23 protein-coding genes and 1 other annotated feature (1 of these 24 only partly in view) are annotated in these 25,651 nt (G+C 36.5%); of the genes, 21 read left to right on the forward strand and 2 right to left on the reverse strand.

Annotated elements, in window-relative coordinates:
- Window positions 1–37: 37 nt before the first annotated feature.
- The 3 genes from pfkA to ACUN0F_RS10030 all read left to right on the forward strand — a co-directional run bounded on the left by pfkA (window position 38) and on the right by ACUN0F_RS10030 (window position 3,394).
- Window positions 38–997, forward strand: coding sequence for a 6-phosphofructokinase (gene pfkA, locus ACUN0F_RS10020; protein WP_000821162.1), 960 nt, complete (start codon window positions 38–40; stop codon window positions 995–997).
- Between the two features lie 53 nt (window positions 998–1,050).
- Window positions 1,051–2,808 (forward strand): pyruvate kinase, encoded by a 1,758-nt coding sequence (gene pyk / locus ACUN0F_RS10025; RefSeq protein WP_001232677.1) that lies wholly within the window; start codon window positions 1,051–1,053, stop codon window positions 2,806–2,808.
- A gap of 196 nt (window positions 2,809–3,004) precedes the next feature.
- Entirely contained in the window at window positions 3,005–3,394 is a 390-nt protein-coding gene (locus ACUN0F_RS10030; protein ID WP_048544357.1) for an FxsA family protein, read from the forward strand.
- 629 nt (window positions 3,395–4,023) lie between these two features.
- Here the strand turns inward: ACUN0F_RS10030 and ytvI are convergent.
- Window positions 4,024–5,142: a sporulation integral membrane protein YtvI gene (gene ytvI, locus ACUN0F_RS10035; RefSeq protein WP_001081380.1), complete on the reverse strand. Its 1,119-nt coding sequence runs from the start codon at window positions 5,140–5,142 to the stop codon at window positions 4,024–4,026.
- Window positions 5,143–5,705: 563 nt separating this feature from the next.
- Between ytvI and ACUN0F_RS10040 the strand changes: the two genes are divergently transcribed.
- The 5 genes from ACUN0F_RS10040 to ACUN0F_RS10060 all read left to right on the forward strand — a co-directional run bounded on the left by ACUN0F_RS10040 (window position 5,706) and on the right by ACUN0F_RS10060 (window position 10,804).
- On the forward strand, window positions 5,706–6,167 hold the full coding sequence (locus ACUN0F_RS10040) for a DUF441 domain-containing protein (RefSeq protein WP_000625511.1): 462 nt from the start codon (window positions 5,706–5,708) through the stop codon (window positions 6,165–6,167).
- Window positions 6,168–6,554: 387 nt separating this feature from the next.
- Window positions 6,555–7,703, forward strand: a complete 1,149-nt coding sequence (gene citZ, locus ACUN0F_RS10045; protein WP_000503659.1) for a citrate synthase — start codon at window positions 6,555–6,557, stop codon at window positions 7,701–7,703.
- A 160-nt stretch (window positions 7,704–7,863) separates the two neighbouring features.
- On the forward strand, window positions 7,864–9,156 hold the full coding sequence (gene icd, locus ACUN0F_RS10050; RefSeq protein ID WP_000206896.1) for an NADP-dependent isocitrate dehydrogenase: 1,293 nt from the start codon (window positions 7,864–7,866) through the stop codon (window positions 9,154–9,156).
- A 19-nt stretch (window positions 9,157–9,175) separates the two neighbouring features.
- Window positions 9,176–10,114, forward strand: a complete 939-nt coding sequence (gene mdh / locus ACUN0F_RS10055) for a malate dehydrogenase (RefSeq protein ID WP_000153236.1) — start codon at window positions 9,176–9,178, stop codon at window positions 10,112–10,114.
- Between the two features lie 216 nt (window positions 10,115–10,330).
- The gene (locus ACUN0F_RS10060; protein ID WP_000914190.1) at window positions 10,331–10,804 is read left to right on the forward strand and encodes a MaoC family dehydratase; all 474 of its coding nucleotides are present in this window, start codon (window positions 10,331–10,333) and stop codon (window positions 10,802–10,804) included.
- 56 nt (window positions 10,805–10,860) lie between these two features.
- Here ACUN0F_RS10060 and ACUN0F_RS10065 read toward each other — a convergent pair whose 3' ends face one another.
- The gene (locus tag ACUN0F_RS10065; protein WP_264462103.1) at window positions 10,861–10,992 is read right to left on the reverse strand and encodes a hypothetical protein; all 132 of its coding nucleotides are present in this window, start codon (window positions 10,990–10,992) and stop codon (window positions 10,861–10,863) included.
- 88 nt (window positions 10,993–11,080) lie between these two features.
- Between ACUN0F_RS10065 and ACUN0F_RS10070 the strand changes: the two genes are divergently transcribed.
- From ACUN0F_RS10070 to ytxC, 13 genes are all read left to right on the forward strand, one after another.
- Window positions 11,081–11,326 carry a hypothetical protein gene (locus ACUN0F_RS10070; protein ID WP_264462102.1) on the forward strand — a complete coding sequence of 82 codons (246 nt, stop codon included), beginning with the start codon at window positions 11,081–11,083 and terminating at the stop codon, window positions 11,324–11,326.
- 154 nt (window positions 11,327–11,480) lie between these two features.
- Window positions 11,481–12,200, forward strand: a complete 720-nt coding sequence (phoP, locus tag ACUN0F_RS10075) for a two-component system response regulator PhoP (protein WP_001065223.1) — start codon at window positions 11,481–11,483, stop codon at window positions 12,198–12,200.
- On the forward strand, window positions 12,193–13,956 hold the full coding sequence (gene phoR, locus ACUN0F_RS10080) for a sensory box histidine kinase PhoR (RefSeq protein WP_445539449.1): 1,764 nt from the start codon (window positions 12,193–12,195) through the stop codon (window positions 13,954–13,956). Before phoP ends, phoR begins: the two co-directional genes overlap by 8 nt.
- 283 nt (window positions 13,957–14,239) lie before the next feature.
- Window positions 14,240–16,873, forward strand: a complete 2,634-nt coding sequence (gene polA / locus ACUN0F_RS10085) for a DNA polymerase I (protein ID WP_264462100.1) — start codon at window positions 14,240–14,242, stop codon at window positions 16,871–16,873.
- 12 nt (window positions 16,874–16,885) lie between these two features.
- The gene (mutM, locus tag ACUN0F_RS10090) at window positions 16,886–17,716 is read left to right on the forward strand and encodes a DNA-formamidopyrimidine glycosylase (RefSeq protein ID WP_087985380.1); all 831 of its coding nucleotides are present in this window, start codon (window positions 16,886–16,888) and stop codon (window positions 17,714–17,716) included.
- A gap of 72 nt (window positions 17,717–17,788) precedes the next feature.
- The gene (ytaF, locus tag ACUN0F_RS10095; RefSeq protein ID WP_000281739.1) at window positions 17,789–18,421 is read left to right on the forward strand and encodes a sporulation membrane protein YtaF; all 633 of its coding nucleotides are present in this window, start codon (window positions 17,789–17,791) and stop codon (window positions 18,419–18,421) included.
- A gap of 53 nt (window positions 18,422–18,474) precedes the next feature.
- Window positions 18,475–19,077, forward strand: coding sequence for a dephospho-CoA kinase (gene coaE / locus ACUN0F_RS10100; protein WP_046956232.1), 603 nt, complete (start codon window positions 18,475–18,477; stop codon window positions 19,075–19,077).
- Between the two features lie 109 nt (window positions 19,078–19,186).
- Complete coding sequence (locus ACUN0F_RS10105; RefSeq protein WP_445539450.1) at window positions 19,187–20,215, forward strand: glyceraldehyde-3-phosphate dehydrogenase; 1,029 nt, start codon at window positions 19,187–19,189, stop codon at window positions 20,213–20,215.
- A 388-nt stretch (window positions 20,216–20,603) separates the two neighbouring features.
- Complete coding sequence (gene speD, locus ACUN0F_RS10110) at window positions 20,604–20,987, forward strand: adenosylmethionine decarboxylase (RefSeq protein WP_002003660.1); 384 nt, start codon at window positions 20,604–20,606, stop codon at window positions 20,985–20,987.
- 285 nt (window positions 20,988–21,272) lie between these two features.
- A complete protein-coding gene (gene nrdR, locus ACUN0F_RS10115; RefSeq protein ID WP_001203687.1) occupies window positions 21,273–21,734 on the forward strand; it encodes a transcriptional regulator NrdR in 462 nt (153 codons plus the stop codon).
- 152 nt (window positions 21,735–21,886) lie between these two features.
- Window positions 21,887–23,293: a replication initiation and membrane attachment family protein gene (locus ACUN0F_RS10120; protein ID WP_046956233.1), complete on the forward strand. Its 1,407-nt coding sequence runs from the start codon at window positions 21,887–21,889 to the stop codon at window positions 23,291–23,293.
- Between the two features lie 33 nt (window positions 23,294–23,326).
- The gene (dnaI, locus tag ACUN0F_RS10125; RefSeq protein WP_000400114.1) at window positions 23,327–24,265 is read left to right on the forward strand and encodes a primosomal protein DnaI; all 939 of its coding nucleotides are present in this window, start codon (window positions 23,327–23,329) and stop codon (window positions 24,263–24,265) included.
- Between the two features lie 278 nt (window positions 24,266–24,543).
- Window positions 24,544–25,425, forward strand: a complete 882-nt coding sequence (gene ytxC, locus ACUN0F_RS10130) for a putative sporulation protein YtxC (RefSeq protein ID WP_087985377.1) — start codon at window positions 24,544–24,546, stop codon at window positions 25,423–25,425.
- A 31-nt stretch (window positions 25,426–25,456) separates the two neighbouring features.
- Window positions 25,457–25,651, forward strand: a binding site (T-box leader) (it continues 35 nt past the right edge of the window).

Genomic DNA, 25,651 nt, shown 5'->3' on the forward strand with positions numbered 1-25,651 from the left:
TATTATAAGGCAAATAATCTTTATGAGGTGAGTACAAATGAAACGTATTGGTGTATTAACAAGTGGTGGAGATTCACCTGGTATGAATGCTGCCATTCGTGCAGTTGTTCGTAAAGCGATTTTCCATGATATTGAAGTATATGGTATTTACCATGGATACGCGGGTTTAATTTCTGGTCATATTGAAAAATTAGAACTTGGTTCTGTTGGCGATATTATCCACCGTGGTGGTACGAAATTATATACAGCAAGATGTCCTGAGTTTAAAGATCCAGAAGTACGACTAAAAGGTATCGAGCAATTAAAGAAACACGGTATCGAAGGACTTGTTGTTATTGGTGGAGATGGCTCTTACCAAGGTGCTAAAAAATTAACTGAACAAGGATTCCCATGTGTTGGTGTACCAGGTACAATCGACAATGATATTCCTGGAACAGACTTCACAATTGGTTTCGATACAGCTTTAAATACTGTTATTGATGCAATTGATAAAATTCGTGACACAGCTACATCTCATGAACGTACATATGTTATCGAAGTAATGGGACGTCATGCTGGAGATATCGCATTATGGGCTGGTTTAGCTGATGGTGCCGAAACAATCTTAATTCCAGAAGAAGAGTATGACATGGAAGATGTTATTGCTCGTCTGAAGCGTGGTAGTGAACGTGGTAAAAAACACAGTATTATCATTGTGGCTGAAGGTGTTGGAAGTGCAATTGACATCGGTAAGCACATTGAAGAAGCAACAAACTTTGATACTCGTGTAACTGTATTAGGTCACGTACAACGTGGTGGATCACCAAGTGCACAAGACCGTGTATTAGCAAGTCGTCTTGGCGCAAGAGCAGTTGAATTATTAATTGCTGGTAGAGGTGGACGCTGTGTAGGTATTCAAGATAATAAACTTGTTGATCATGATATTATCGAAGCGTTAGCTCAAAAGCATACAATCGATAAAGATATGTATCAATTATCTAAAGAATTATCCATCTAATCGGCTTAATGTCGGATATTTGGGAACGGTTTCATAATTTTCGGAGGTGCAATATGCGTAAAACTAAAATTGTATGTACTATAGGTCCTGCTAGTGAAAGTATTGAGAAATTAGAACAATTAATCGAAGCGGGTATGAACGTTGCTCGTTTAAACTTCTCTCATGGTAGCCATGAAGAGCACGGCGCTCGTATTAAAAACATTCGTGAAGCTTCAAAGAAAACTGGTAAAACAGTTGGTATCTTACTTGATACAAAAGGTCCAGAAATCCGTACTCACGACTTCGTAGACGGACAAGCTGAGCTTGTAACAGGTGCAGAAGTAGTTCTTTCTACTGAGCAAGTATTAGGTACTGCAGAGAAGTTCTCTGTATCTTATGCTGGTCTTTATGACGATGTAGACCCAGGTTCTCGTATTCTAATCGATGACGGTCTTATCGAACTAGAAGTAATCGAAAAAGCTGACGGAAACATCCGTACAAAAGTTTTAAACAGCGGAACTGTAAAAAATAAAAAAGGTGTTAACGTACCAAACGTAAGCATTAAGCTTCCTGGTATCACTGAAAAAGACGTAAAAGATATCGTCTTCGGTATCGAGCAAAAAGTTGATTTCATCGCAGCTTCATTCGTACGTAAAGCATCTGACGTATTAGAAATCCGTGAATTATTAGAAGAGCATAACGCTCAATACATCCAAATTGTACCAAAAATCGAAAACCAAGAGGGTATCGATAACATCGATTCAATCTTAGAAGTTTCTGACGGTTTAATGGTAGCTCGTGGTGATATGGGTGTAGAAATTCCACCAGAAGAAGTACCATTAGTACAAAAACGTCTAATCAAAAAATGTAACGTGTTAGGTAAACCGGTTATTACTGCGACACAAATGTTAGATTCTATGCAACGTAACCCACGTCCAACTCGTGCGGAAGCAAGTGACGTAGCTAACGCAATCTTCGATGGTACAGATGCAATCATGCTTTCAGGTGAAACAGCTGCTGGTCAATACCCAGTAGAAGCAGTAACAATGATGGCTAACATTGCAGTACGTGTTGAAAAATCATTACAATATGAAGATATGTTCAAAAAACGTATTAAAGAGTTCACTCCAACAATTACAGATGCAATTAGCCAATCTGTTGCGCATACAGCACTTGCTCTTGATGTAGCTGCAATCGTAGCTCCAACAGAAAGTGGACATACTGCGAAAATGATCTCTAAATACCGTCCGAAATCTCCAATCGTAGCTGTAACATCTGACGAGCAAGTAGGACGTCGTCTTGCACTTGTTTGGGGTGTACAAGCATTTATGGCTGGAAAACGTGCAGCGTCTACTGACGAAATGTTAGATACTGCAATTCAAACAGGTATGGATGCAGGTCTAATTGGACTTGGAGACACTGTAGTAATCACTGCTGGTGTTCCAGTTGCTGAAACTGGTACAACAAACTTAATGAAAATCCATGTTGTTGGTGAAGAAGTTGCGAAAGGACAAGGAATCGGTCGTAAAGCTGCAAAAGGTAAAGTAGTTGTAGCGAAAACAGCTGCTGAAGCTGTAGCGAACGTAAACAAAGGTGATATCCTTGTTACAACAAGCACTGATAAAGATATGATTCCTGCAATCGAAAAAGCTGCTGCTCTAGTTGTAGAAGAAGGCGGTCTAACAAGCCATGCGGCTGTTGTAGGTGTATCAATCGGTATTCCTGTTATCGTTGGTGTAAACGGCGTAACAGCAACTTTAAAAAATGGCCAAGAAGTAACAGTTGATGCAGCACGCGGAATTGTTTATAATGGACATGCGGAAGTGCTATAAGTAACACGAAGAGAAGGATCGGAGTCCTTCTCTTTTTTTTTACACAAAAACGAGGTGGAATCAGCTTGAAACGCCTGGAATTACGTTTGAAAGCCGTTTGTTATGAGGTTCAATAGGGAAAGGTGTTTAGTTTCTGTGTAGCGTATACGGGCGCTCTGGGTTCGTTTAAAGTGATGAGTGAGAGGAGTGTAGAACTATGAAGTGGTTACTATTCTTGTTTATTTTAATACCGGCGATTGAGATTACAGTCTTAATTGGATCGAGTCATGTAATAGGTTTATGGTCTACGTTCGCTATGATTGTATTTACGGGTGTTGTAGGTGTCTATTTGGCGAAAAGACAAGGATTTAAAGTGCTTAGAGAGATTCAATCTAAGTTGAATAGAGGAGAAATGCCAGGAGGAGCGGTACTGGATGGTATTTTTATCTTTGTAGGAGGTATTCTTTTGGTACTTCCTGGATACGTAACGGATATAATAGGTTTGATCTTCGTTATCCCTATGACGAGGGCTTTGTTGAAGCCGTTTGTTATGAAGTGGATGGAATGGAAGTTTAGAAAGAGTTCTACTATTATTGTGCAGAAATAGTGCTTAGATTATAGCGATCTAAGCACTATTTTTTTGCCCGCAAAAGGATGAGAGATGGATGAAGTTCTGTTGATTAAAGTGTTGCTGTATCATGCCTTAAAATGTGGTGAATGCGAAGGAGTTAAGTGGAAATCAGACTGCTCATACAAGTCCGGTTGGTGAAAGTTAATAATCGGTGGTGGACAAAATCTTTACTGATCATAGTTTTGCCTTATTATATTTGCTATGTATTTTTCGATTGGATATGGAGGTAGTTCTTAATGAATGTGTTGTAGGGAAATTCATATGAATTCAAGCTGGTTTTTGTATATAAAAAGAATCAATTGGTATGGAAAAGTTAGATACGAACAGGAAAAATGTTAGTTTAAGTCTTATTTTATACCATTTTGCATATTTATTCATTTACATAAAAAGTAATAAATGTAAGTAATAATTATATAAAAAATAGAATAAATATGTAAAAATGCCTCGAAATATGCGTTTTTAATGCAAAAAACAAGAGTATTATCCTTTTTGTGGGAAATCCTCTTGTTGCATGTAATGAGTGTGAAAAATAAGTACAAGGAATAATCAGTGGGAAATTCCCACTGATTACATGTAAGTTTTTGTTGTATATGAATTAGAAACTATTATTTTGAAGGTGAGCCTTTAATATATTTCCACAAATCATGGAATACACGAGCTTTGTGCAATGTATTAAGTAGTACTAAGATGACTGGACCGATGATTAATCCTAAAAAGCCAAAAAGCTTAAAGCCGACAAATAGAGCAATCAGTGTTGCTAATGGATCAAGACCGATATTGGAGGAAAGTACTTTAGGTTCCATAATTTGTCTTTGGACAATCACGACGATGTATAAGATGAGAAGACCGATGGCGAAAGCAGTGTCGCCGGTGAAAAATACGTATATAACCCAAGGAACGAAGACGGCGCCTGTTCCTAAATACGGGAGTAAATCTACAACCCCTGTAATAATTGCGATAGTAATGGCGTATGGTACGCGTAATATTAAAAGTCCGATTAGTACAATAACAGTTGTCATAGATACGAGTGTAAGTTGCGCTTTAACAAAACCAAATAAAGCTTTTCTTAAATCGACAAAAATAGTTTTTCCATAGCCATGAACACGATTCGGCAAAAATTTTCTTACTTTCTGAGCAAGACGGTGCCAATCGTAACTAATGAAGAAAGTGGCTAATAAAACGAATACAAGGACAGTTAAAGTTGTTGGTAATGCACTAATGAAATTTGTTAACCCGCTTATAATAGCAGTTAAAAGTTCTTTCATTTGCGTCGTTGCTTCGGTTCCTAAGTTTTGAATGTTTTGTGTAATCGTATAGCGCTGTGGTTCACCAAGATGATTAAATTTAGAAATTAAATCATCATAGAGAGGCATAATATGATTAAGTGCAAATTGCTCTGCGAATTTAACGATATCCGGAAACTTTACTGTAACAAGTTGTAGTAAGTATGTTGTGGCAGATATTGCTTCCGTTACAAGATATGTAACGAGTCCGACGATAGCTCCGAATACGAGAATTAAGCTAACGAGTACTGCTAGTGCGCGAGGAAATTGTAGTTTTTGATTAAGGAAATTGACGACGGGATTAATCAAATAAGCAAATGCGAAAGCGATAATAAAAGGGTAGATAAGTCCTGACATATATAGTAATGCATAGAACCCGGCTACTGTTGCTACAATGACAAATATGAGTCGCAATATCATATATAGTAAGTTTCGGTTCAAAGATGTATACCTCCCATTCCAATTTTGATTATCCTAATTCGTTCAACTTATAACGAGTGTGCCCCGCTGATTAAAGTTTCACTTTACCCCGCATTAACGGGCAGTAAATCTCCTATCAAAAGTGCGGCTGGATCAAAGGAGTTAGATGGAGATAAACTGCCCGTAAAAGCCCGATTGGTGAAGGCTAATAATCAGTGGAAAATGCCCCACTGATTAAAGTTTCACTTTATGTTATAGTGGAATGATGGATTTTTCCTGCTTTTTCAGTACGTGAGTGACTGTAAAAGCTTGGTGTTGATGCTTCTACTATATGGTAAAAACTTCATTTTCTCTTCTTTTTATTTTACCTGTTTCTTATTAGAAAAGAAAGGAGAGACAATCGTTTTCAAAAATGTATACATGCTTAAATTTTTGATGATGAAAGTCTCATTTTAGCATTTTAAAATACATAAAAAATGAAGTGGTTATTGTTGAATATACATCGATATAGCATGTATAACGATAGGTTTAAAGGTATTTTTGTTTGGAAATGAGTTCATTATTTTCAGAAAGGAAGTGTAAACATGATTAGTCAGTCAACGTTATTTTTATTCATACTACTTATTATAGGACTTGTTGCTAAAAACCAATCGCTTACTGTAGCTATTGGTGTGTTATTTTTATTGAAATTTACGTTTCTAGGAGATAAAGTCTTTCCTTATCTACAAACGAAAGGGATTAACCTCGGTGTAACGGTTATTACAATAGCAGTACTCGTACCGATTGCGACGGGGGAAATAGGTTTTAAACAACTTGGAGAAGCGGCGAAATCGTATTATGCATGGATTGCTTTAGCTTCAGGGGTAGCGGTTGCTTTGTTAGCGAAAGGCGGCGTACAATTATTGACGACGGATCCTCATATTACAACTGCGCTCGTTTTCGGGACAATTATAGCGGTTGCTTTATTTAATGGAGTTGCTGTAGGTCCATTAATTGGGGCTGGAATTGCCTATGCAGTTATGAGTATTATACAGATGTTTAAATAAGGAATTTTATAGTAATATAAAATTTTTGAATTCTTTCTGTTCACAAAAGTCAGATAATTGTTTATAATAGGATTAGAAACTTTGAAAAGTTACATAACAGCAGAGACTTTACACCAGATAAAATAAAAACAACATAAAACAATTTTATAATGATATTGTTTTATGTTGTTTTTATCATAAAACTCTTCGGAATTAATTTTCCTCACTAACTTGTTGTTTTGAGCGTGAGGATTCGGGGAGACATTCACGCTCATGCTTTCCATGTAAACAATGGACAATAAGAGGGGAACATCGCAACAAATTTGCATGATCGTGCATTTTGCTTGCCTAAAGAGTGAACGGGCGTTCATAATTCAAAAGGGAAGCAAATAGATATAAGGAGCAAGGTTGGGAGAATTTTCAGGAAAAGGAGAGAATGTCATGACTGTTATTCGAGGTTTAGAAGGGGTAGTAGCAACAACATCATCTGTGAGCTCTATTATTGATGATACATTAACTTATGTTGGGTATAATATTGATGATTTAGCTGAGAATGCTACATTTGAAGAAGTAGTGTACTTATTATGGCATCGCAAGCTTCCTAATGAACAAGAACTAGCGAAATTTAAAGAGATTGTATCGGAATACTATAAAGTTCCAGGTGAGATTTTAACATATTTGAAACAAGTAGATTTAAAAATCGCACATCCGATGTCTGTTTTACGAACTGCAATTTCCATGCTATCATTATACGATGAGAGCGCTGAAATTATGGATGAAAACTCCAATTATTTGAAAGCGGTTAAATTGCAGGCTCAAGTGGGAACTTTAGTTGCTGCTTATGCAAGAATTCGTAAAGGTTTAGATGTTGTTGAGCCTAGAAACGATTTATCATTAGCTGCAAACTTCTTGTACATGTTAAATGATCGCGAGCCAAATGAAGTTGAAATTGAAGCTTTTGACAAGGCGCTTGTACTTCACGCAGATCATGAGTTAAACGCTTCTACATTTACTGCACGCGTTTGTGTAGCTACACTTTCAGATGTATATTCTGGTATTACAGCAGCAATCGGAGCGTTAAAAGGTCCTCTTCACGGCGGGGCAAACGAAAATGTAATGAAGATGCTAACTGAAATTGGCGAAGAAGAAAATGTTGAATCATATATTCATAATGCTCTTCAAAATAAAGTGAAAATCATGGGCTTTGGCCACCGTGTATATGAGCAGGGTGATCCGCGTGCAAAACATTTACGTGAAATGTCTAAGAGATTATGCGTGCTTTTAGGAGAAGACAAATGGTATAATATGTCTATCAAAATTGAAGACATTGTAACAAAAGAAAAAGGTCTTCCACCAAATGTTGATTTCTATTCAGCTTCTGTATACCATTGCTTAGGAATTGACCATGACTTATTTACACCTATTTTTGCAATTAGCCGTATGTCAGGCTGGTTAGCTCATATTCTAGAACAATATGAAAACAACCGTTTAATCCGTCCGCGTGCTGATTATAATGGACCAACACATCAAGTGTACGTTCCAATTGCACAACGATAAGCGAAAAACACTATTTTGATAGTGAAAATACGCTTTCAAAAGTCTGATTTTTTCGGGAAGACGTAATGATTAGAATATTTTAATTTAAATAACGGTTTGAACTGAGGGGTTATTCCCTCAGTTTCATACATATGAAATTTCAAACATGGGGGTTATCACATTGACGACAGGTGAAAAAATTACTGTAACTAATGGTGTTATGAATGTACCAAACAATCCGATTATTCCATTTATCGAAGGAGATGGAATTGGTCCTGATATTTGGGCAGCTGCATCTCGTGTACTAGAAGCAGCAGTTGAAAAAGCTTATGATGGTGAGAAGAAAATCGTTTGGAAAGAAGTGCTTGCAGGGGAAAAAGCATTCAACCAAACAGGCGAGTGGTTACCAGAAGAAACTTTAAATTTAATCCGTGAATATTTAATCGCGATTAAAGGTCCACTTACAACTCCAGTTGGCGGTGGTATTCGTTCTCTAAACGTAGCACTTCGTCAAGAATTAGATTTATATGTATGTCTACGTCCAGTTCGTTATTTTGATGGTGTTCCTTCACCTGTAAAACGTCCGGAAGATACTGATATGGTTATTTTCCGTGAGAATACAGAAGACATTTATGCTGGAATTGAATATGCACAAGGATCTCCAGAAGCAGAAAAAGTCCTTGCTTTCTTAAAAGAAGCAATGGGTGTTAATAAAATCCGCTTCCCAGAAACATCTGGTATTGGTATTAAACCAATCTCGGAAGAAGGGACAAAGCGTCTTGTTCGTGCTGCAATTCAATATGCAATTAACGAAAAACGTTCTTCTGTTACATTAGTTCATAAAGGAAACATTATGAAATTTACAGAAGGTGCTTTCAAAAACTGGGGTTACGAAGTAGCGGAACAAGAATTCGGCGATAAAGTATTTACTTGGGCTGAATATGACCGTATTGTTGAGAAAGATGGTAAAGATGCAGCGAATAAAGCGATGGCAGACGCTGAAGTGGCTGGGAAAATCATCGTAAAAGATTCTATTGCAGACATCTTCTTACAACAGATTTTAACTCGTCCACGTGAGTTCGATGTTGTTGCAACAATGAACTTAAACGGAGACTACATCTCTGATGCACTTGCTGCACAAGTAGGTGGAATTGGTATTGCACCTGGTGCAAACATTAACTATGTGACTGGACATGCTATCTTTGAAGCTACACATGGTACAGCTCCAAAATATGCAGGTTTAGACAAAGTAAACCCATCTTCAGTTCTTCTTTCTGGTGTATTATTATTAGAGCACTTAGGATGGAACGAAGCTGCGAAATTAGTAACTGATTCAGTTGAGAAAACAATTGCTTCAAAAGTAGTAACTTATGATTTCGCACGCTTAATGGAAGGTGCAACAGAAGTGAAATGTTCTGAGTTCGCTAATGAACTTATTAAAAACATGGATGTAGCGATAATCAAAAACGCATAATTAAAGCGGGGGGTAAATTATGACAATCAAACGCAAGAAAGTTTCAGTCATCGGTGCAGGATTTACAGGAGCAACAACAGCATTCTTATTAGCACAAAAAGAACTTGCAGATGTTGTATTAGTGGACATTCCACAACTGGAAAATCCAACAAAAGGGAAAGCGTTAGATATGTTAGAAGCGAGCCCAGTACAAGGTTTTGATGCTAACATTATTGGAACATCTGATTACGCAGATACTGCTGATTCTGACGTTGTCGTTATTACAGCAGGTATTGCACGTAAGCCTGGTATGAGCCGTGATGACTTAGTAGCAACAAACTCTAAAATTATGAAAAGTATTACGCGCGACATTGCAAAACATTCACCAAATGCGATTATTGTTGTATTAACAAATCCAGTTGATGCAATGACATATTCTGTATTTAAAGAAGCAGGATTCCCGAAAGAGCGTGTTATCGGTCAATCGGGCGTATTAGATACAGCTCGTTTCCGTACATTTATTGCACAAGAATTAAATCTTTCTGTGAAAGACATTACAGGATTTGTTCTTGGTGGACACGGTGACGATATGGTACCTCTTGTACGTTATTCTTATGCAGGTGGCATTCCGTTAGAAACGTTAATTCCGAAAGAGCGTTTAGAAGCAATCGTAGAACGTACCCGTAAAGGTGGCGGCGAGATTGTAGGCTTATTAGGAAACGGTAGTGCATATTACGCACCAGCTGCTTCTTTAGTTGAAATGACAGAAGCAATTTTAAAAGATCAACGCCGTGTATTACCAGCTATTGCGTACCTTGAAGGTGAATATGGTTATAGCGACCTTTACTTAGGCGTACCAGTAATTCTAGGTGGTAACGGAATTGAAAAAATTATTGAGTTAGAACTTCTTACAGATGAAAGAGAAGCGTTAGATCGCTCTGTAGAATCTGTACGTAATGTAATGAAGGTTCTTGTTTAATAATTAAATATAAGTAGAAAAAGATTCGGGGCCCCGAATCTTTTTCTACTATTTATTCAAATGTTTTTTTGAAATAATATGAAAACGCTATCATTTGGTGTATCCTATAATGAAACTATAGATTTATACTATACATTGCCCTCATCATAGTAAATTTCGGATCAGGTATCGCTATTAGTAGGATAATAAGGTGAAAAAATCGGAGGGGGTTGTAACATGTTAAAGAAAAAAGTTCAAATTGGTCGTAGAATGGATGAAATTACAGTAGGAGAGAAATTATCTATCACTGAAAAAATTGAGGATAAAGATTTGTTATTGTACTTAGGGTTAACGAATGATGCCAATCCATTATATATTCAGCATGATTACGCATCCCAAACTCCGTATGAAAAGCCGATTGTACCAAGCATTATGCTAACGGGAATGATTACAACGGCAGTTACGAAATATTTACCAGGTCCAGGCAGTCATATTACTAGGAAGGACCTTACGTTCGTGAAGCATGTTCATCATTATGAAACGTTACAAATCCATTTTGAAGTTGTGGCTGTTTCTGAGGAGGAACATACAATTGATATGCTTGTATCTGCTCATGATGAAAAAGGAGAAACGGTTGTAAAGGGTTCTTTAACAGTAACGCCGCCTTTTAAATCAGTTTCTATTATGGAAAAAGCATTAGATAATTTTTAAAGCATGAAAATATGAATAGCGCTAGCATACCTTACTATAAGGGGCTAGCGCTATTTTTAGTTGAAAAATCCTTCTTTAAACCCTTCGGCAAATTCTGAGCAACCTGTTTTAATCGTATCCCAGCTTTGTACGTTAAAAGTAAGGAAACATGTTACTACTAAAGTTAAAATAGGTAGTAATACTCGCATAATAGCCTCCTGAATTGTGCTTATTTATATATTTAAATTAATAATATATTTATTGGTAATTGAAGTCAATGAAAGGGGTGTTTTTAAGGTGAAGTGGAAGAGAGAAGACATTATTTTTGAAACGATAAGAGAAGCTGAAGTGTGGGCAGACGGGGTCGCGAATGAAATGTATGGAAGAGTATTTGATGGATATGAAACACTGGACTATAAAATAGCGTGTGCTCTTTCGTTTTTCCTAGCGCAGGAGAGGGGATTTATGGTTCATACGGAAAAATACTTTGAAAAAGGTAGGTTTATCTACCGAATTTGGATAGCGGAGAGGGAGAGAGAATGAAGTTTTAATTGCTTTTATTTTCGAAGTATTAGTAGAAACGAGCTCCATGTATAGACAATTATATTGAGAGGTACCTTGTTTTCTAGTATGATGAGAATAACGGGGAAAATACTAGGATGAAGAAGGTTTCAAGTCTATAACTTGGAGGAAAAGAATGAACAATCGTATTTTAGTAGTTGATGATGAGGAGTTTATCTTAACTTTAATTGAATTTAATCTACAACAAGCTGGGTTTGAGGTTATAACAGCGATGGATGGAGAAATGGCGCTTCAAAAAGCGACAACAGAACGCCCAGATTTAATTATATTAGATTTAATGCTTCCAAAAATGGATGGTATGGAAGTGTGTAAAGAATTACGATTGCAGCGTGTTATGACGCCGATTTTAATGTTAACAGCAAAAGATGATGAATTTGATAAGGTATTAGGTCTTGAACTTGGGGCGGATGATTATATGACGAAGCCATTTAGCCCAAGGGAAGTTGTTGCACGCGTGAAGGCGATTTTACGCCGTACGAAATTGCAACAGGAAGAACAAGTGAAAGAAGCGTCAGATGAAGAGAGTATCACACTTGCTGAACTTAAAATTTTGCCGGAATTTTATGAGGCTTATTTCCAAGGAAGAAAGCTTGAATTAACACCGAAAGAATTTGAACTACTTGTTTATCTTGCGAAAAATAAAAGTCGCGTGTTGACACGTGATCAATTATTAAGTGCTGTATGGAACTATGATTTTGCTGGTGATACACGAATTGTTGACGTTCATATTAGCCATTTGCGCGATAAAATTGAACAAAATACGAAAAAACCGACGTACATTAAAACGATACGTGGTTTAGGATATAAATTAGAGGAGCCAAAAGGGGATGAATAAATTTCGTTCCAGGCTTCTTTTTACATTTGTTTCTCTTATTGTTTTTATTTTAGTCGGACTAGGTTTATTACTGGAAACCGTGTTTGAAAACTACTATATAGATCATGCAAAAGAGAGAATGGTAAAAGAAACAGAGTACGTTGCGGTATTAGCAGAAGAACAGGGTTTTGATGAAGTTTTAAAAAATCCATATGTATTTGAAAAATTAGAAGAAAAAATACAGGCTTCTATTGCATTTGTAGATGAAAAAAAGAAAGTTCAATATAGCGGAGGAGAACAGTCTGCGTTTAGCCAAGGGATAATGAAAGAACTTTCTTCTGAAACAACGAAACAAAGAAACAAAGTCATTACGAAAGAAACAGATCAGAATAATGAATTTTACCATGCGGTATTCGTTCAAGATGTAGCAGGAAAACAAGGGTACATTTTGGTGAAAAGTACAATTGAGCCTTTGAAATCTGTTCATCAAAAAACGTGGGGATTATTAATTATCGGATTTGTTATCGCTTGTCTCGTAGTCGTATTTTTAGGTATGAAAATTACAGGGCAATATATTAGGCCGATTGAATCCGTTACGAAAGTTGCTATCGAATTAGCGAAGGGAAATTATAAAGCACGCGCTTATGAAAGTCATTCGGATGAAACGGGAATGCTGAGTAAAGCGATTAATATTTTAGCCCGTAATTTACAAGAGATGACACTTGAGCAAGAAATGCAACAAGATCGTCTGCATACGTTAATTGAAAATATGGGAAGCGGAATGATTTTAATAGACAGCCGCGGTTATATAAACCTTGTAAACCGTTCTTATAAGGAGACTTTCCACGTAACAGATGAAGAATATTTAGATCGTTTATATTATGAGTCGTTTCATCATACAGAAATTATAGAGCTCGTGGAAGAAATCTTTATGACAGAAGTGAAAGTGCGTAAACAAATGTTATTGCCGCTTGGAATTGAGCGAAAGCATTTCGAAGTATATGGAGCGCCGATTATCGGGACGAACCATGAATGGAAAGGGATTGTCCTTGTATTCCATGACATTACTGAGCTAAAGAAATTAGAACAAATGAGAAAAGACTTTTTAGCGAATGTGTCTCATGAACTAAAGACACCGATTACTTCTATTAAAGGTTTTTCAGAAACGCTCTTGGACGGTGCTATGGATAATAAAAAATTCTGCGAACATTTCTTGCACATTATTTTAAAAGAAAGTGAACGCATGCAAGGGTTAATTGAAGATTTATTAGATTTATCAAAGATTGAGCAACAAGGATTTAAATTGAGTATGGGGACCGTTGATATGAAGGGACTTCTTGAAGACATTCGTATGGTGCTTGATAACAAAGCAGGAGAAAAAGAAATCTCTTTACAAGTAAATGCGCTAAAAGGAGTCTCGGTCATTGGAGATCCAAGTCGTTTGAAGCAAATCTTTATTAATTTAATGAATAACGCAATCGTATATACGCCGGCTGGAGGCGTTGTTTCTGTAGAATTAGCAGAAGATAAATATAATGCTTATATAAAAGTATCGGATACGGGAATTGGTATTAGTAAAGATGAAATTCCGCGTATTTTTGAACGCTTTTACCGAGTGGATAAAGCGAGAAGTAGAAATACTGGTGGTACAGGCCTCGGATTATCGATTGTAAAGCATTTAGTTGAGGCACATCACGGTACGATTACAGTGGATAGTGAAGTTGGGGAAGGGACAACATTTACAGTTGTTTTACCAAAATCAGCAACTGAAAAATAGGATGAAGGATGTTTACAATATATTAACAATGGCTTAATTAAATATTAATAAAGGTCTGTTAATATAATACATGAAAACCCCTTCATCCAAGGAGTAATTTTGGACGAGAATAGTTATGCTGTTCTCGTCACTTCCCTTTTATGTTAGTAAACGTTTGTATATATGATAGAAAATAGCCGTTATTTTTCTTCTCTCTATTAGTCATGTTAATATAGAGAGAGGAAAGGAACGGTTTTTTTCTGTGAAAAAAATCATTTCAAATTTGTATGGGGAGGTTTCTGGTTTGGAAAAAAAGGTCGTATTAGTAGATGGTAACAATATCGCGTATCGTGCTTTCTTTGCACTACCGCTTTTAAATAACGACAAAGGTATACATACGAACGCAATTTACGGTTTTACAATGATGTTAATGAGAATATTAGAGGAAGAAAAACCAACGCATATGTTAGTAGCGTTTGATGCGGGGAAAACGACATTCCGTCATAAAACGTATAGTGAGTATAAAGGAGGACGTCAAAAGACTCCACCTGAATTATCAGAGCAATTCCCGTTTATTCGTGAGATGCTTGATGCATTCAACGTACCGCGTTATGAATTAGAAAATTATGAAGCGGATGACATTATGGGGACGTTAGCGAAAGAAGCGAGTGAACAAGGGTTTCATGTAAAAGTTATTTCAGGAGATAAAGACTTACTGCAACTTGTTTCAGATAATACACTCGTATGTATTCCTCGTAAAGGGATTACAGAAGTGGATGAATATACGAAAGAAGCTTTATTTGAGAAATATAGCTTGTCACCAAAGCAAATTATCGATATGAAAGGTTTAATGGGAGACCAGTCAGATAATATTCCAGGTGTACCAGGAGTTGGTGAAAAAACTGCGATTAAATTGTTAACACAGTTTGAAACGGTCGAGGCAGTGTATGAAAATATAGATCAAGTAAGCGGGAAGAAATTAAAAGAAAAGTTAGAAGCAAATAAAGACCAAGCTCTTATGAGTAAAGACCTTGCAACTATTATTACAGATGCGCCGATTACAGTGCACGTGGATGATATGGAGTATAAAGGGTATGAAGCAAGTGATGTCATTCCAATGTTCGAGAATTTAGGATTTACATCTCTTTTAAATAAATTAGGTGTTACGCCAGAAGAAACGGCTCCAGCTGAATTAGATGATATTACATTTGATATTGTGGAAGAAGTTACAGAAGAAATGCTAGGGCAAGATAGTGCACTTATTGTTGAAGTACAAGAAGATAACTATCATAAAGCGGACATTCAAGGTTTTGGTATTCAAAATGAAAATGGCTGTTACTTTATTCGAACAGACATCGCTCTTAAGTCAGACGCTTTTAAAGAGTGGCTTGCAGATGGAGAAATGAGAAAGTATACATTTGATGCGAAGCGCGCAATCGTTGCACTGAAATGGAACGGGATAGATATGCAAGGGATTGACTTTGATCTATTAATCGCTGCTTATTTACTTGACCCGGCTGATACGGATAAAGATTTCCGTACTGTAGCAAAAATGAAAGAAACACATGCTGTGAAATCTGATGAAGAAGTTTACGGAAAAGGTGCGAAGCGTGCTGTTCCAGAGCTAGAAGTAGTAGCGGAGCATGTAGCTCGTAAAGTGCACGTATTATATGATGTAAAGCAAACATTCGTTGAAGAGTTACAAAAAAATGAGCAATATGAACTGTTTACAGAGTTAGAATTACCGCTTGCGCGTGTATTAGCTGATATGGAAGTAAAAGGTGTAAAAGTTGATACGGAGCGTCTTCGTAATATGGGAGAAGAACTTGCAGGTAGATTAAAGGAAATGGAACAGGAAATTTATAAGCTTGCGGGAACAGAATTTAATATTAATTCACCGAAGCAGCTTGGTGTTATTCTGTTTGAAAACTTAAACTTACCAGTTATTAAAAAGACGAAAACAGGTTATTCTACGTCAGCTGATGTACTAGAAAAGCTTATGGATCGCCATGAAATTATTCCAAACATTTTACATTATCGTCAATTAGGGAAACTAAATTCAACTTATATTGAAGGTTTATTAAAAGTGGTACATGAAGATTCATCTAAAATTCATACTCGTTTCAATCAAGTATTAACGCAAACAGGTCGATTAAGTTCAACGGATCCGAACTTGCAAAATATCCCGATTCGATTAGAAGAAGGAAGAAAGATTCGTCAGGCATTTGTTCCATCAGAAGAAGGATGGATTATGTATGCGGCAGATTACTCACAAATTGAACTTCGCGTATTAGCTCATATTGCAAATGATAAAGGGCTAGTTGAAGCGTTCCAACATGACATGGATATTCATACGAAAACAGCGATGGATGTATTTGGTGTTGAAAAAGATGAAGTAACTTCGAATATGAGACGACAAGCGAAAGCTGTCAATTTCGGAATTGTATATGGTATTAGTGATTATGGTCTTTCACAAAACTTAGGAATTACAAGAAAAGCAGCAGCGGAATTTATTGAAAAGTATTTAGAAAGTTTCCCTGGTGTACAAGAATACATGAGTGACATCGTAAAAGATGCGAAACAAAAAGGGTATGTGGCTACATTATTAAATCGCCGCCGTTATATTCCGGAAATTACGAGTCGTAATTTCAATTTACGTAGCTTTGCTGAGCGTACGGCTATGAATACACCAATTCAAGGGACTGCAGCAGATATTATTAAAAAAGCGATGATTATTATGGCAGACCGTCTAGAAGAAGAAGGATTACAGGCGCGTCTACTTCTGCAAGTACACGATGAATTGATATTTGAAGCACCAAAAGAAGAAATTGAAAAATTAGAGAAGCTTGTACCTGAAGTAATGGAGCATGCGATTGAACTCGTGGTTCCGTTGAAAGTTGATTATTCTTACGGTCCAACTTGGTACGACGCAAAATAAGGAAGTGATGAAATGCCTGAATTACCAGAGGTTGAAAATGTTAGGCGGACGCTTGAAAATCTTGTAACAGGAAAAACGATTGAAGATGTCATTATTACTTATCCCAAAATAGTAAAACGACCGGATGATGCAGAAATCTTTAAAGAAATGCTAAGAGGCGAGAAGATTGAAAATATAAAGCGAAGAGGAAAGTTTTTGCTTTTATATGTAACGAATTATGTTATTGTTTCACATTTGCGTATGGAAGGTAAGTTTTTACTGCATCAAGAGGACGAGCCAATTGATAAGCATACACACGTCCGTTTCTTATTTACAGATGGAACTGAACTACATTATAAAGATGTGAGAAAGTTTGGTACGATGCATCTCTTTAAGAAAGGTGAAGAATTGAATCAAATGCCTCTTGCTGACTTAGGTCCGGAGCCGTTTGATGCTGAATTGACACCGCAGTATTTACAAGAAAGATTGCAAAAGACCAATCGTAAAATAAAAGTCGTATTATTAGACCAGCGTCTTTTAGTAGGGCTTGGAAATATATATGTAGATGAAGTTTTATTCCGTTCTCAAATTCATCCGGAACGAGAAGCTTCGTCTTTAACAGCAGAAGAAATTGAACGAATTTACGAGGCGACTGTTACAACGTTAGGTGAAGCAGTGAAGCGAGGCGGAAGTACAATTCGAACGTATATGAATTCGCAAGGGCAAATTGGCTCATTCCAAGAACTTCTAAATGTATACGGAAAAAAAGGAGAACCATGTGTGACTTGCGGTACGATATTAGAAAAAACAGTTGTTGGCGGAAGAGGAACGCATTACTGCCCGATTTGTCAGCCGAGAATATAGAAAAGAGATAACATCGGATAGGCATTTGTCATATACATACAGCAGGGCTATGTATAAGGGAGGAGCTTACCGATGTACCTTTATTTATCTCTTATTTTATTAGCTTTTACATTAAGCTTAGATAGCTGTAGTGTAGGGCTAACGTATGGTTTAAGAAGCGTAAGAATTCCACTAAGATCAATTATAATTATCGGAATGTGTTCAGCGGCTGTTATGCTTGTTTCAATGGGAATTGGACATATGATCGCGAAAATATTTTCACCTGTTATCGCAACGCGTATCGGTGGGCTTGTTCTTATTGGAATAGGAATTTGGGTATTATACCAATTTTTTCGAAGTGAGAAAAAAGAAGAACCAAAGCAAGAGGAGAAGGTTTGGAAATTAGAAATTGCTTCGCTCGGGCTAGTGATTCAAATTTTACGGAAACCGACTGTTGCAGATTTTGATAAATCAGGCACCATTTCTGCAGGAGAAGCGTTACTTCTTGGTATCGCTCTTTCTATAGATTCGTTCGGTGCTGGAATTGGTGCATCTTTATTAGGGTATGCGCCCGCTATGATGGCAATATTAGTTGCGGTTATGAGTTCTTTGTTTTTATTTATTGGAATGAAACTTGGAACGGTTTTATCAAATATGAAATGGTTACAAAAATTTACATTCCTGCCTGGGGTATTACTCATTATTATTGGAATTTGGAAAATGTAAGTATGGGCGTGGAACATTAGTTTCGCGCCTTTTATTATGAGGAGGATTATATGATGACAGTAGTAATTGGATTAACGGGAGGCATTGCAAGTGGAAAAAGTACAGTGTCTCAAATGTTTCGTGAACTGAGTATACCAGTTATTGATGCAGATATTATTGCGCGAGAAGTTGTAGAACGAGGAAAACCAGCATATAACAAAATTGTAGAAGTGTTTGGAACGGAAGTATTACAAAAAGATGGAGAACTGGATCGGCCGAAATTAGGAAGTGTCATTTTCTATAATGAAGAAAAACGATTGCAGTTAAATAAAATTGTTCATCCTGCAGTGCGTGAGGAAATGAATAGGCAAAAAGAAATGTACATAAAAGAAGGGGCACAAGCGGTTGTGTTGGATATTCCTCTTTTGTTTGAAAGTAAATTAACAAGTCTCGTTGATCGTGTTTTAGTTGTAGCAGTTACACCGAAAATACAATTAGAACGTTTAATGAAACGAAATAATTTTTCAGAAGAAGAAGCAAGAGCTCGTATTCAATCTCAAATGCCGTTAGAAGAAAAAGTGAAGAATGCAGATGAAGTGATAAATAATGATGGCACAATTATGGGAACGAAAACACAATTACAGGTGATTTTAAAGAATTGGAACATTATTGACTAAAAAATTGTGAAATTAATGAAAATGCTTAGTGACATATCCCCTTTTTGTGTTATACTATTATTGGGATTGGAGATAAATAGTATAACGCATTCAAGGGGGATAACATATTATGACTCGTGTGGCAATTAATGGATTTGGACGTATTGGGAGAATGGTATTTCGTCAGGCAATAAAAGAAAGCGCATTCGAAATTGTAGCAATCAATGCAAGCTATCCATCTGAAACGTTAGCACATTTAATTAAATATGATACAGTTCACGGCAAGTTTGACGGAACAGTAGAAGCATTTGAAGATTACTTATTAGTTGATGGGAAAATGATTCGCCTTTTAAACAACCGCGATCCAAAGGAATTGCCTTGGACAGATCTAGGTGTTGAAGTTGTAATTGAAGCAACTGGTAAATTTAATTCAAAAGAAAAAGCAATTCTACATGTTGAAGCTGGAGCGAAAAAAGTTATTTTAACAGCGCCTGGTAAAAATGAAGATGTAACAATTGTAGTTGGTGTGAACGAAGACCAATTAGATATTACAAAACATACTGTTATTTCAAATGCATCTTGCACAACAAACTGTTTAGCGCCTGTTGTTAAGGTGTTAGATGAGCAGTTTGGAATTGAAAACGGTTTAATGACAACTGTTCACGCTTATACAAATGACCAAAAAAATATTGATAACCCACATAAAGATTTAAGAAGAGCACGTGCTTGCGGACAATCAATCATTCCGACAACGACAGGTGCTGCGAAAGCGCTTGCAAAGGTTCTTCCGCACTTAAACGGAAAACTTCATGGTATGGCACTTCGTGTACCAACACCAAACGTGTCTCTTGTTGACTTAGTAGTAGATGTAAAACGTGATGTGACAGTTGAAGCTATTAATGAAGCATTCAAAACTGTTGCAAACGGTGCGTTAAAAGGCATTGTAGAATTCAGCGAAGAGCCTTTAGTATCTATTGACTTTAATACAAATACACACTCAGCTATTATTGATGGTTTATCTACAATGGTAATGGGTGATCGTAAAGTGAAAGTACTTGCTTGGTATGATAACGAGTGGGGCTACTCTCGTCGTGTTGTAGATCTTGTAACGTTAGTTGTTGACGAATTAGCGAAGCAAAAAAATGTGCAACATATTTAAGTGAATAAGGGAGAGGGCAAGTGAATATTTGCCCTCTTTTTTTTATTTTTTTCTGAAAAGGAAAAAAATTATAGGAGTATATTTTTGAAAGTGGACATACCACGAAACGTTGTGATTACTGTATTTGTGAATCGTTTATGTTTTTTAGGGAAAAGTAAAGAGGAAAATATGACAGAAAATCGAAAAAACTGTTGTTGCAAAATGAAAATAAACAAAGTATACTAACACTCGTAAACTTAAGAGCTGAGGTACGTAGTCACTACTTAAAGGGTTAGGACCTCTCTGGACTAACTTTCCCCCGTGGTAGTGGAGCAAGCCAAATTGCAAATTAGTTTTCAATTCGAACAGTTAGAATAAATTTACAAGGGGGAACTGTAGAATGGATACTATGGATACGATGGGTCGTCACGTAATCGCTGAACTTTGGGATTGCGATTTCGACAAGCTTAATGACATGCCGTATATTGAACAATTATTTGTGGATGCAGCACTGAGAGCTGGTGCTGAAGTGCGTGAGGTTGCTTTCCATAAATTTGCACCACAAGGTGTAAGTGGAGTAGTAATTATCTCGGAATCACATTTAACAATTCATAGCTTTCCGGAGCACGGTTACGCAAGTATTGATGTTTATACTTGTGGGGATCGTATTGATCCAAATGTTGCTGCAGAATATATTGCAGAAGGTTTAAACGCGAAAACGCGTGAGAGCATCGAGCTTCCTCGAGGCACTGGTAGCTTCGAAATTAAGCAGAGAGAAACAAAAGCTCTTTAAAAAAGAACATAATTGATTTAAAATGTAAAGAGGTGTATAATGCACCTCTTTTTTAGTTTATAAAAAAGGAAAAATATAACGTACTCGTTAGTGAGATAAATTGGGCTCTTACGAATAAGTTAGCACCCCATCTACCATCTTATTTTTGAAAACGAGATGATAAAATAATGTGCTTAAACTTAAAGTGGTAAGAGAGTTAGAATGAGTTATATAATATTGTATATATATTGTCAGATGAAGTAAGTAGAGAAAAAATAAAGAGTATAGTGTAAAGGAGTGAATATATTGCGTTGTCCATCCTGTTCGCATAATGGTACAAGAGTGTTAGATTCGCGTCCGGTAGACGAGGGGCGCTCTATTCGAAGAAGGAGAGAGTGTGAAAGTTGTTTAAGTCGCTTTACGACATTTGAAAGAGTAGAAGAGTCACCTCTTATCGTTGTAAAAAAAGAAGGCACACGAGAAGAATTTAATAAAGAAAAGATTTTGCGCGGCTTAATTAAAGCGTGCGAAAAAAGACCAGTATCTTTAAGACAATTAGAAGAAGTAACTCAAAGTGTGGAACGTGAACTTCGTAATTTAGGTATATCAGAAGTGAAAAGTGATATGATTGGTGAAATTGTTATGGAAGAACTGCGTGATATTGATGATGTTGCTTACGTGCGTTTTGCTTCTGTATATCGCCAATTTAAAGATTTAAATGTATTTATTGAAGAATTAAAAGATATACTGCAAAAAGAAAGAGAGTAGAAGTTGTATTTTATTCTCTTTACATACCGTAAGTAATGAGATAAGAGAGCTAGAAGCGAAAGCTAATAGCTCTTTTTCGCTAAGCAATTATATAATGAAGATAGAACGAATGAAGTAGAGGATAGATTGGATGAGAGAAAGGAAAAGCAAGAATGGAAAAACAGTCATGGATGGAGCTATTGCCAATTGATCGTTATAAAGTAAGTGCGAAAGGGTTACTGCATAATTACGACCGAAAAGTGTTAACGATGTTGTATCAGCCGTTAATAGGTAGTAGAGCTTTTAGTTTGTACATGACGCTATGGGGAGAGTTAGAGCAAGATCGTGTGTTTGGAAAAGAGAATACACATCATTCCCTTATGGTGACCATGCAGATGCAGCTTCCCGAAATATATGAGGAACGAGTAAAGTTAGAAGCAATTGGCCTTTTGAAGGTATATATTAAGAAAGAAAAAGATATTCGAATGTTTATATACGAATTGCAACCACCTTTATCTCCGAAGCAGTTTTTTGATGATATTGTGTTAAGCATCTTTTTATACAATCGATTGAGTCGGACAAAATATAATCAAGTAAAGCAATATTTCTTAGAAGAAGAATTTGATTTTGCTTCTTATGAAAATGTTACGCGTTCTTTCAATGATGTGTTTGGTTCGTTTAATCCAGGACAGCTTGAGCATGCGCAAGAAGATCTTCGTATTCCAAAAACGACAGCTATGCCAAGTAACGAGAAGGGAGACGCTCCAAAAGTTTGGAATGATTTCTTTGATTTCTCCTTATTTGTAGATGGCTTGTCCGCTCTTGTCCCTAAAAAGGCGATTACAGATCAAGTGCGAGAATGTGTCAGTACACTTGCTTACGTGTACGATGTAGATGTGTTATCGATGCAAAATATCGTTCTTGGTACGGTGACAGAGATGCAGACAATTGATATCGAAAGGCTTAGAAAAGGAGCACGTGATTGGTATCAGTTCGAAAACGGTCAAGCGTTACCTGTATTAAGTGAAAGAGTACAACCTCACGCTGCACGTATGATGGAAGGAAAAGAGCCTTCTACGCAAGAAGAGATGTTAATAAAACAGTTAGAGGAAATCTCACCAAAACAACTATTAAAAGAAATCTCTGGTGGTGCAGAGGCGACAAAGGCTGACTTGCAGATCGTTGAAGATGTAATGATCAATCAAAAATTAACGCCAGGTGTTGTGAATGTACTTATTTATTACGTTATGCTACGCTCAGATATGAAGCTTGCGAAAACGTATGTGGAGAAAATTGCTGGGCATTGGGCACGTAAAAAGGTCGGTACAGTAGCTGAAGCAATGGCGTTAGCGAAAGAAGAAAACCGTCAATATCAAGAATGGGCTGAGACGAAGAAAAAAGGCCGTACGTCGAAGAAAACGATAAGAAAAGAAATGGTACCAGATTGGCTGAAAGAAGAGCCGAAAGAACAAGAGAAAGAAATAGTGAAGAAAGATGTAAGTAAGAAAAAAGATGCAAGTACGTTAGATGATGAACGAAAACGACTAGAAGAAGTGTTAAAAAAATATAAGCGTGATTAATAGAAGAGAATGAACGCTCTTTGAGGTGAGAAAATGGAGCATATTCAAAATTCATTTGCAAAGTTAATGGAAAATAAAAATTTTAAAAATAGATATGAAGTATTAAAGGCGGAAGTAATGGCACATCCGCGTGTGAAAGAATTTATAGACGAACATCAAGGTGAAGTAACAACTTCTATGATTGAACGCAGCCTGGTGAAGTTATACGAATATATTGGACAAAGTGTAGGTTGTGCGGATTGTCCGGATCTAGGTTCGTGTAAAAACATGCTGCAAGGATATGAGCCAAAGCTCGTTATCCAAGGGAAGATGATTGATATTCAATACGATCGTTGTGTTAGAAAAGTAGCATATGACGAGAGAAAGAAATATGAAAAACTCGTTCAAAGTGTATATATGCCAACTGACATTTTACAGGCAACGATGGAAAACTTAGATCCTTCAGATTTAGATGCGCGTATTGATGCAATTGGTGCAGCTAATGAATTTTTAAGTACATATGAACCTGGTAAAAAAGTACAAGGTTTATATTTGTACGGTAAATTTGGTGTAGGGAAAACGTATTTGTTAGGAGCAATGGCGAATGAACTTGCTCAAAAGAAAATAAGTTCGATGCTCGTATACTTCCCTGAATTTCTACGTGAAATTAAAAGTTCGATTCAAGATAATTCGATTGGGGAAAAGATTGATGCGGTGAAACGCGTACAAGTTTTAATGCTAGATGATATCGGAGCAGAAGCGATGTCAAGCTTTGTGCGTGACGATGTGCTTGGTGCAATTTTGCAATTCCGTATGTTAGAAAACTTGCCGACGTTCTTTACGTCTAACTTTGATTTCAAGGAATTGGAACATCATTTAACGTATACACAGCGTGGTGAAGCAGAACAAATGAAAGCAGCACGTATTATGGAACGAATTAAATATTTAGCGAAGCCAATTCCGATTGGCGGGAAAAACCGACGTCATAAGTAAAGAGTAAGCTGAAAAGCTTGCTCTTTTTTCGTTTTGAACACTTTTCAGAATAGGTGAATTGCAAAACGAAAAACTTCTTATAGAAAATTCATTGTAGCTTGTATCATTTTTTTCTCCCTCCCTTAATATATATAAAATTAGCAAGCCATATTGAGTGGATTTTCTAACGATAGGAAATGTAATTCTACTAAGAGTGAACTTCACGCGGGACGGACTCTTATAGGATTTGTAACGTATAGATACAATCCTTTAGAGCAGGGATAAAAGGGGGGACAAAAGTGATTGAAATTTGCTTCGAAGAAAAAAATGATGCTATGCATGTATATAGACAACTATTGAAAAGAGCGGAACTGTTATATAAGGAAACGAGTGTGTATTTACAGGAACAAAAAGTGGTGATTCACATACCAGTATGTGAATCGAATTATATTGAAAAGATTTTATTGCCGGTAATGGTATATTTCATTGTGAATGTAAAGCAAAATAAGTGGATTTATACAATCTTAAAAGAGAAGTTTTTTTATGAAGAAGAGGAAGAGTGTCATCAAATATTGCATATGGCACAAGAGATTTTAAAGGGAAGAAGAAAAGGGATTGCTCGTGAATTAACACGTCACACATTTGAATCATATATTAAATCTTCTTTAAATAACTGGCTTTGTGATCCGCTTTCGTTCTCGTTTTCATCATATGTTCGTTTTCGCCTTCGTACATATAGGGAAATGGTAGCTAAGCTTGCTGAATTGTCGATTGATGAGTATAAGTTGGAACAAGAATATCAAATGTTTATTGAGACGCTAAGGCAACAAGTGCGCAGCCGAAAATCACGTTTGTCCTGTGTGCATCTTATTTTTGATGAAAGTTTTATTTTCTATGATGATAAAGGTAGACGTTTAAAACAGGAGAAATTGGTCCAATATATAGACGAGGAATTATTAAAGCAAAAGGATGTATATATTGATACGAAAGTAATTGCACCACTTCTTTCTATTTCGCCGAAAAAAATTTATTTATATACGAAAGAACAAGACCATAATATGATTATTACTTTGCGAAATGTATTTCAAGAACGGGTCCAATTACATGGATTACATGAGTTTGAGCGCAATGTGAAAAATTTAAAAAATAAAGGTAACGCCCTTGATTTTCTAAGTTTTTGAGCATATAATTACCTACATAAATGAAATATATTGAAATGTCATGATGAGGACATGAGTAGTTTTCTACGATTTTCAGAGAGGGAAGCCTTAGGGTGTGAGCTTCCTAGTACGGGATTATTACTTACCACCTCTAAACTTTAGCAGTGAACGGTTTTTTCTAGTAATTGCTAACGGACAACACCGTTATGTTGAACTTGAGCAATTAACAATAATGTTAATTGGAACA

Source organism: Bacillus sp. 1A (assembly GCF_052682215.1).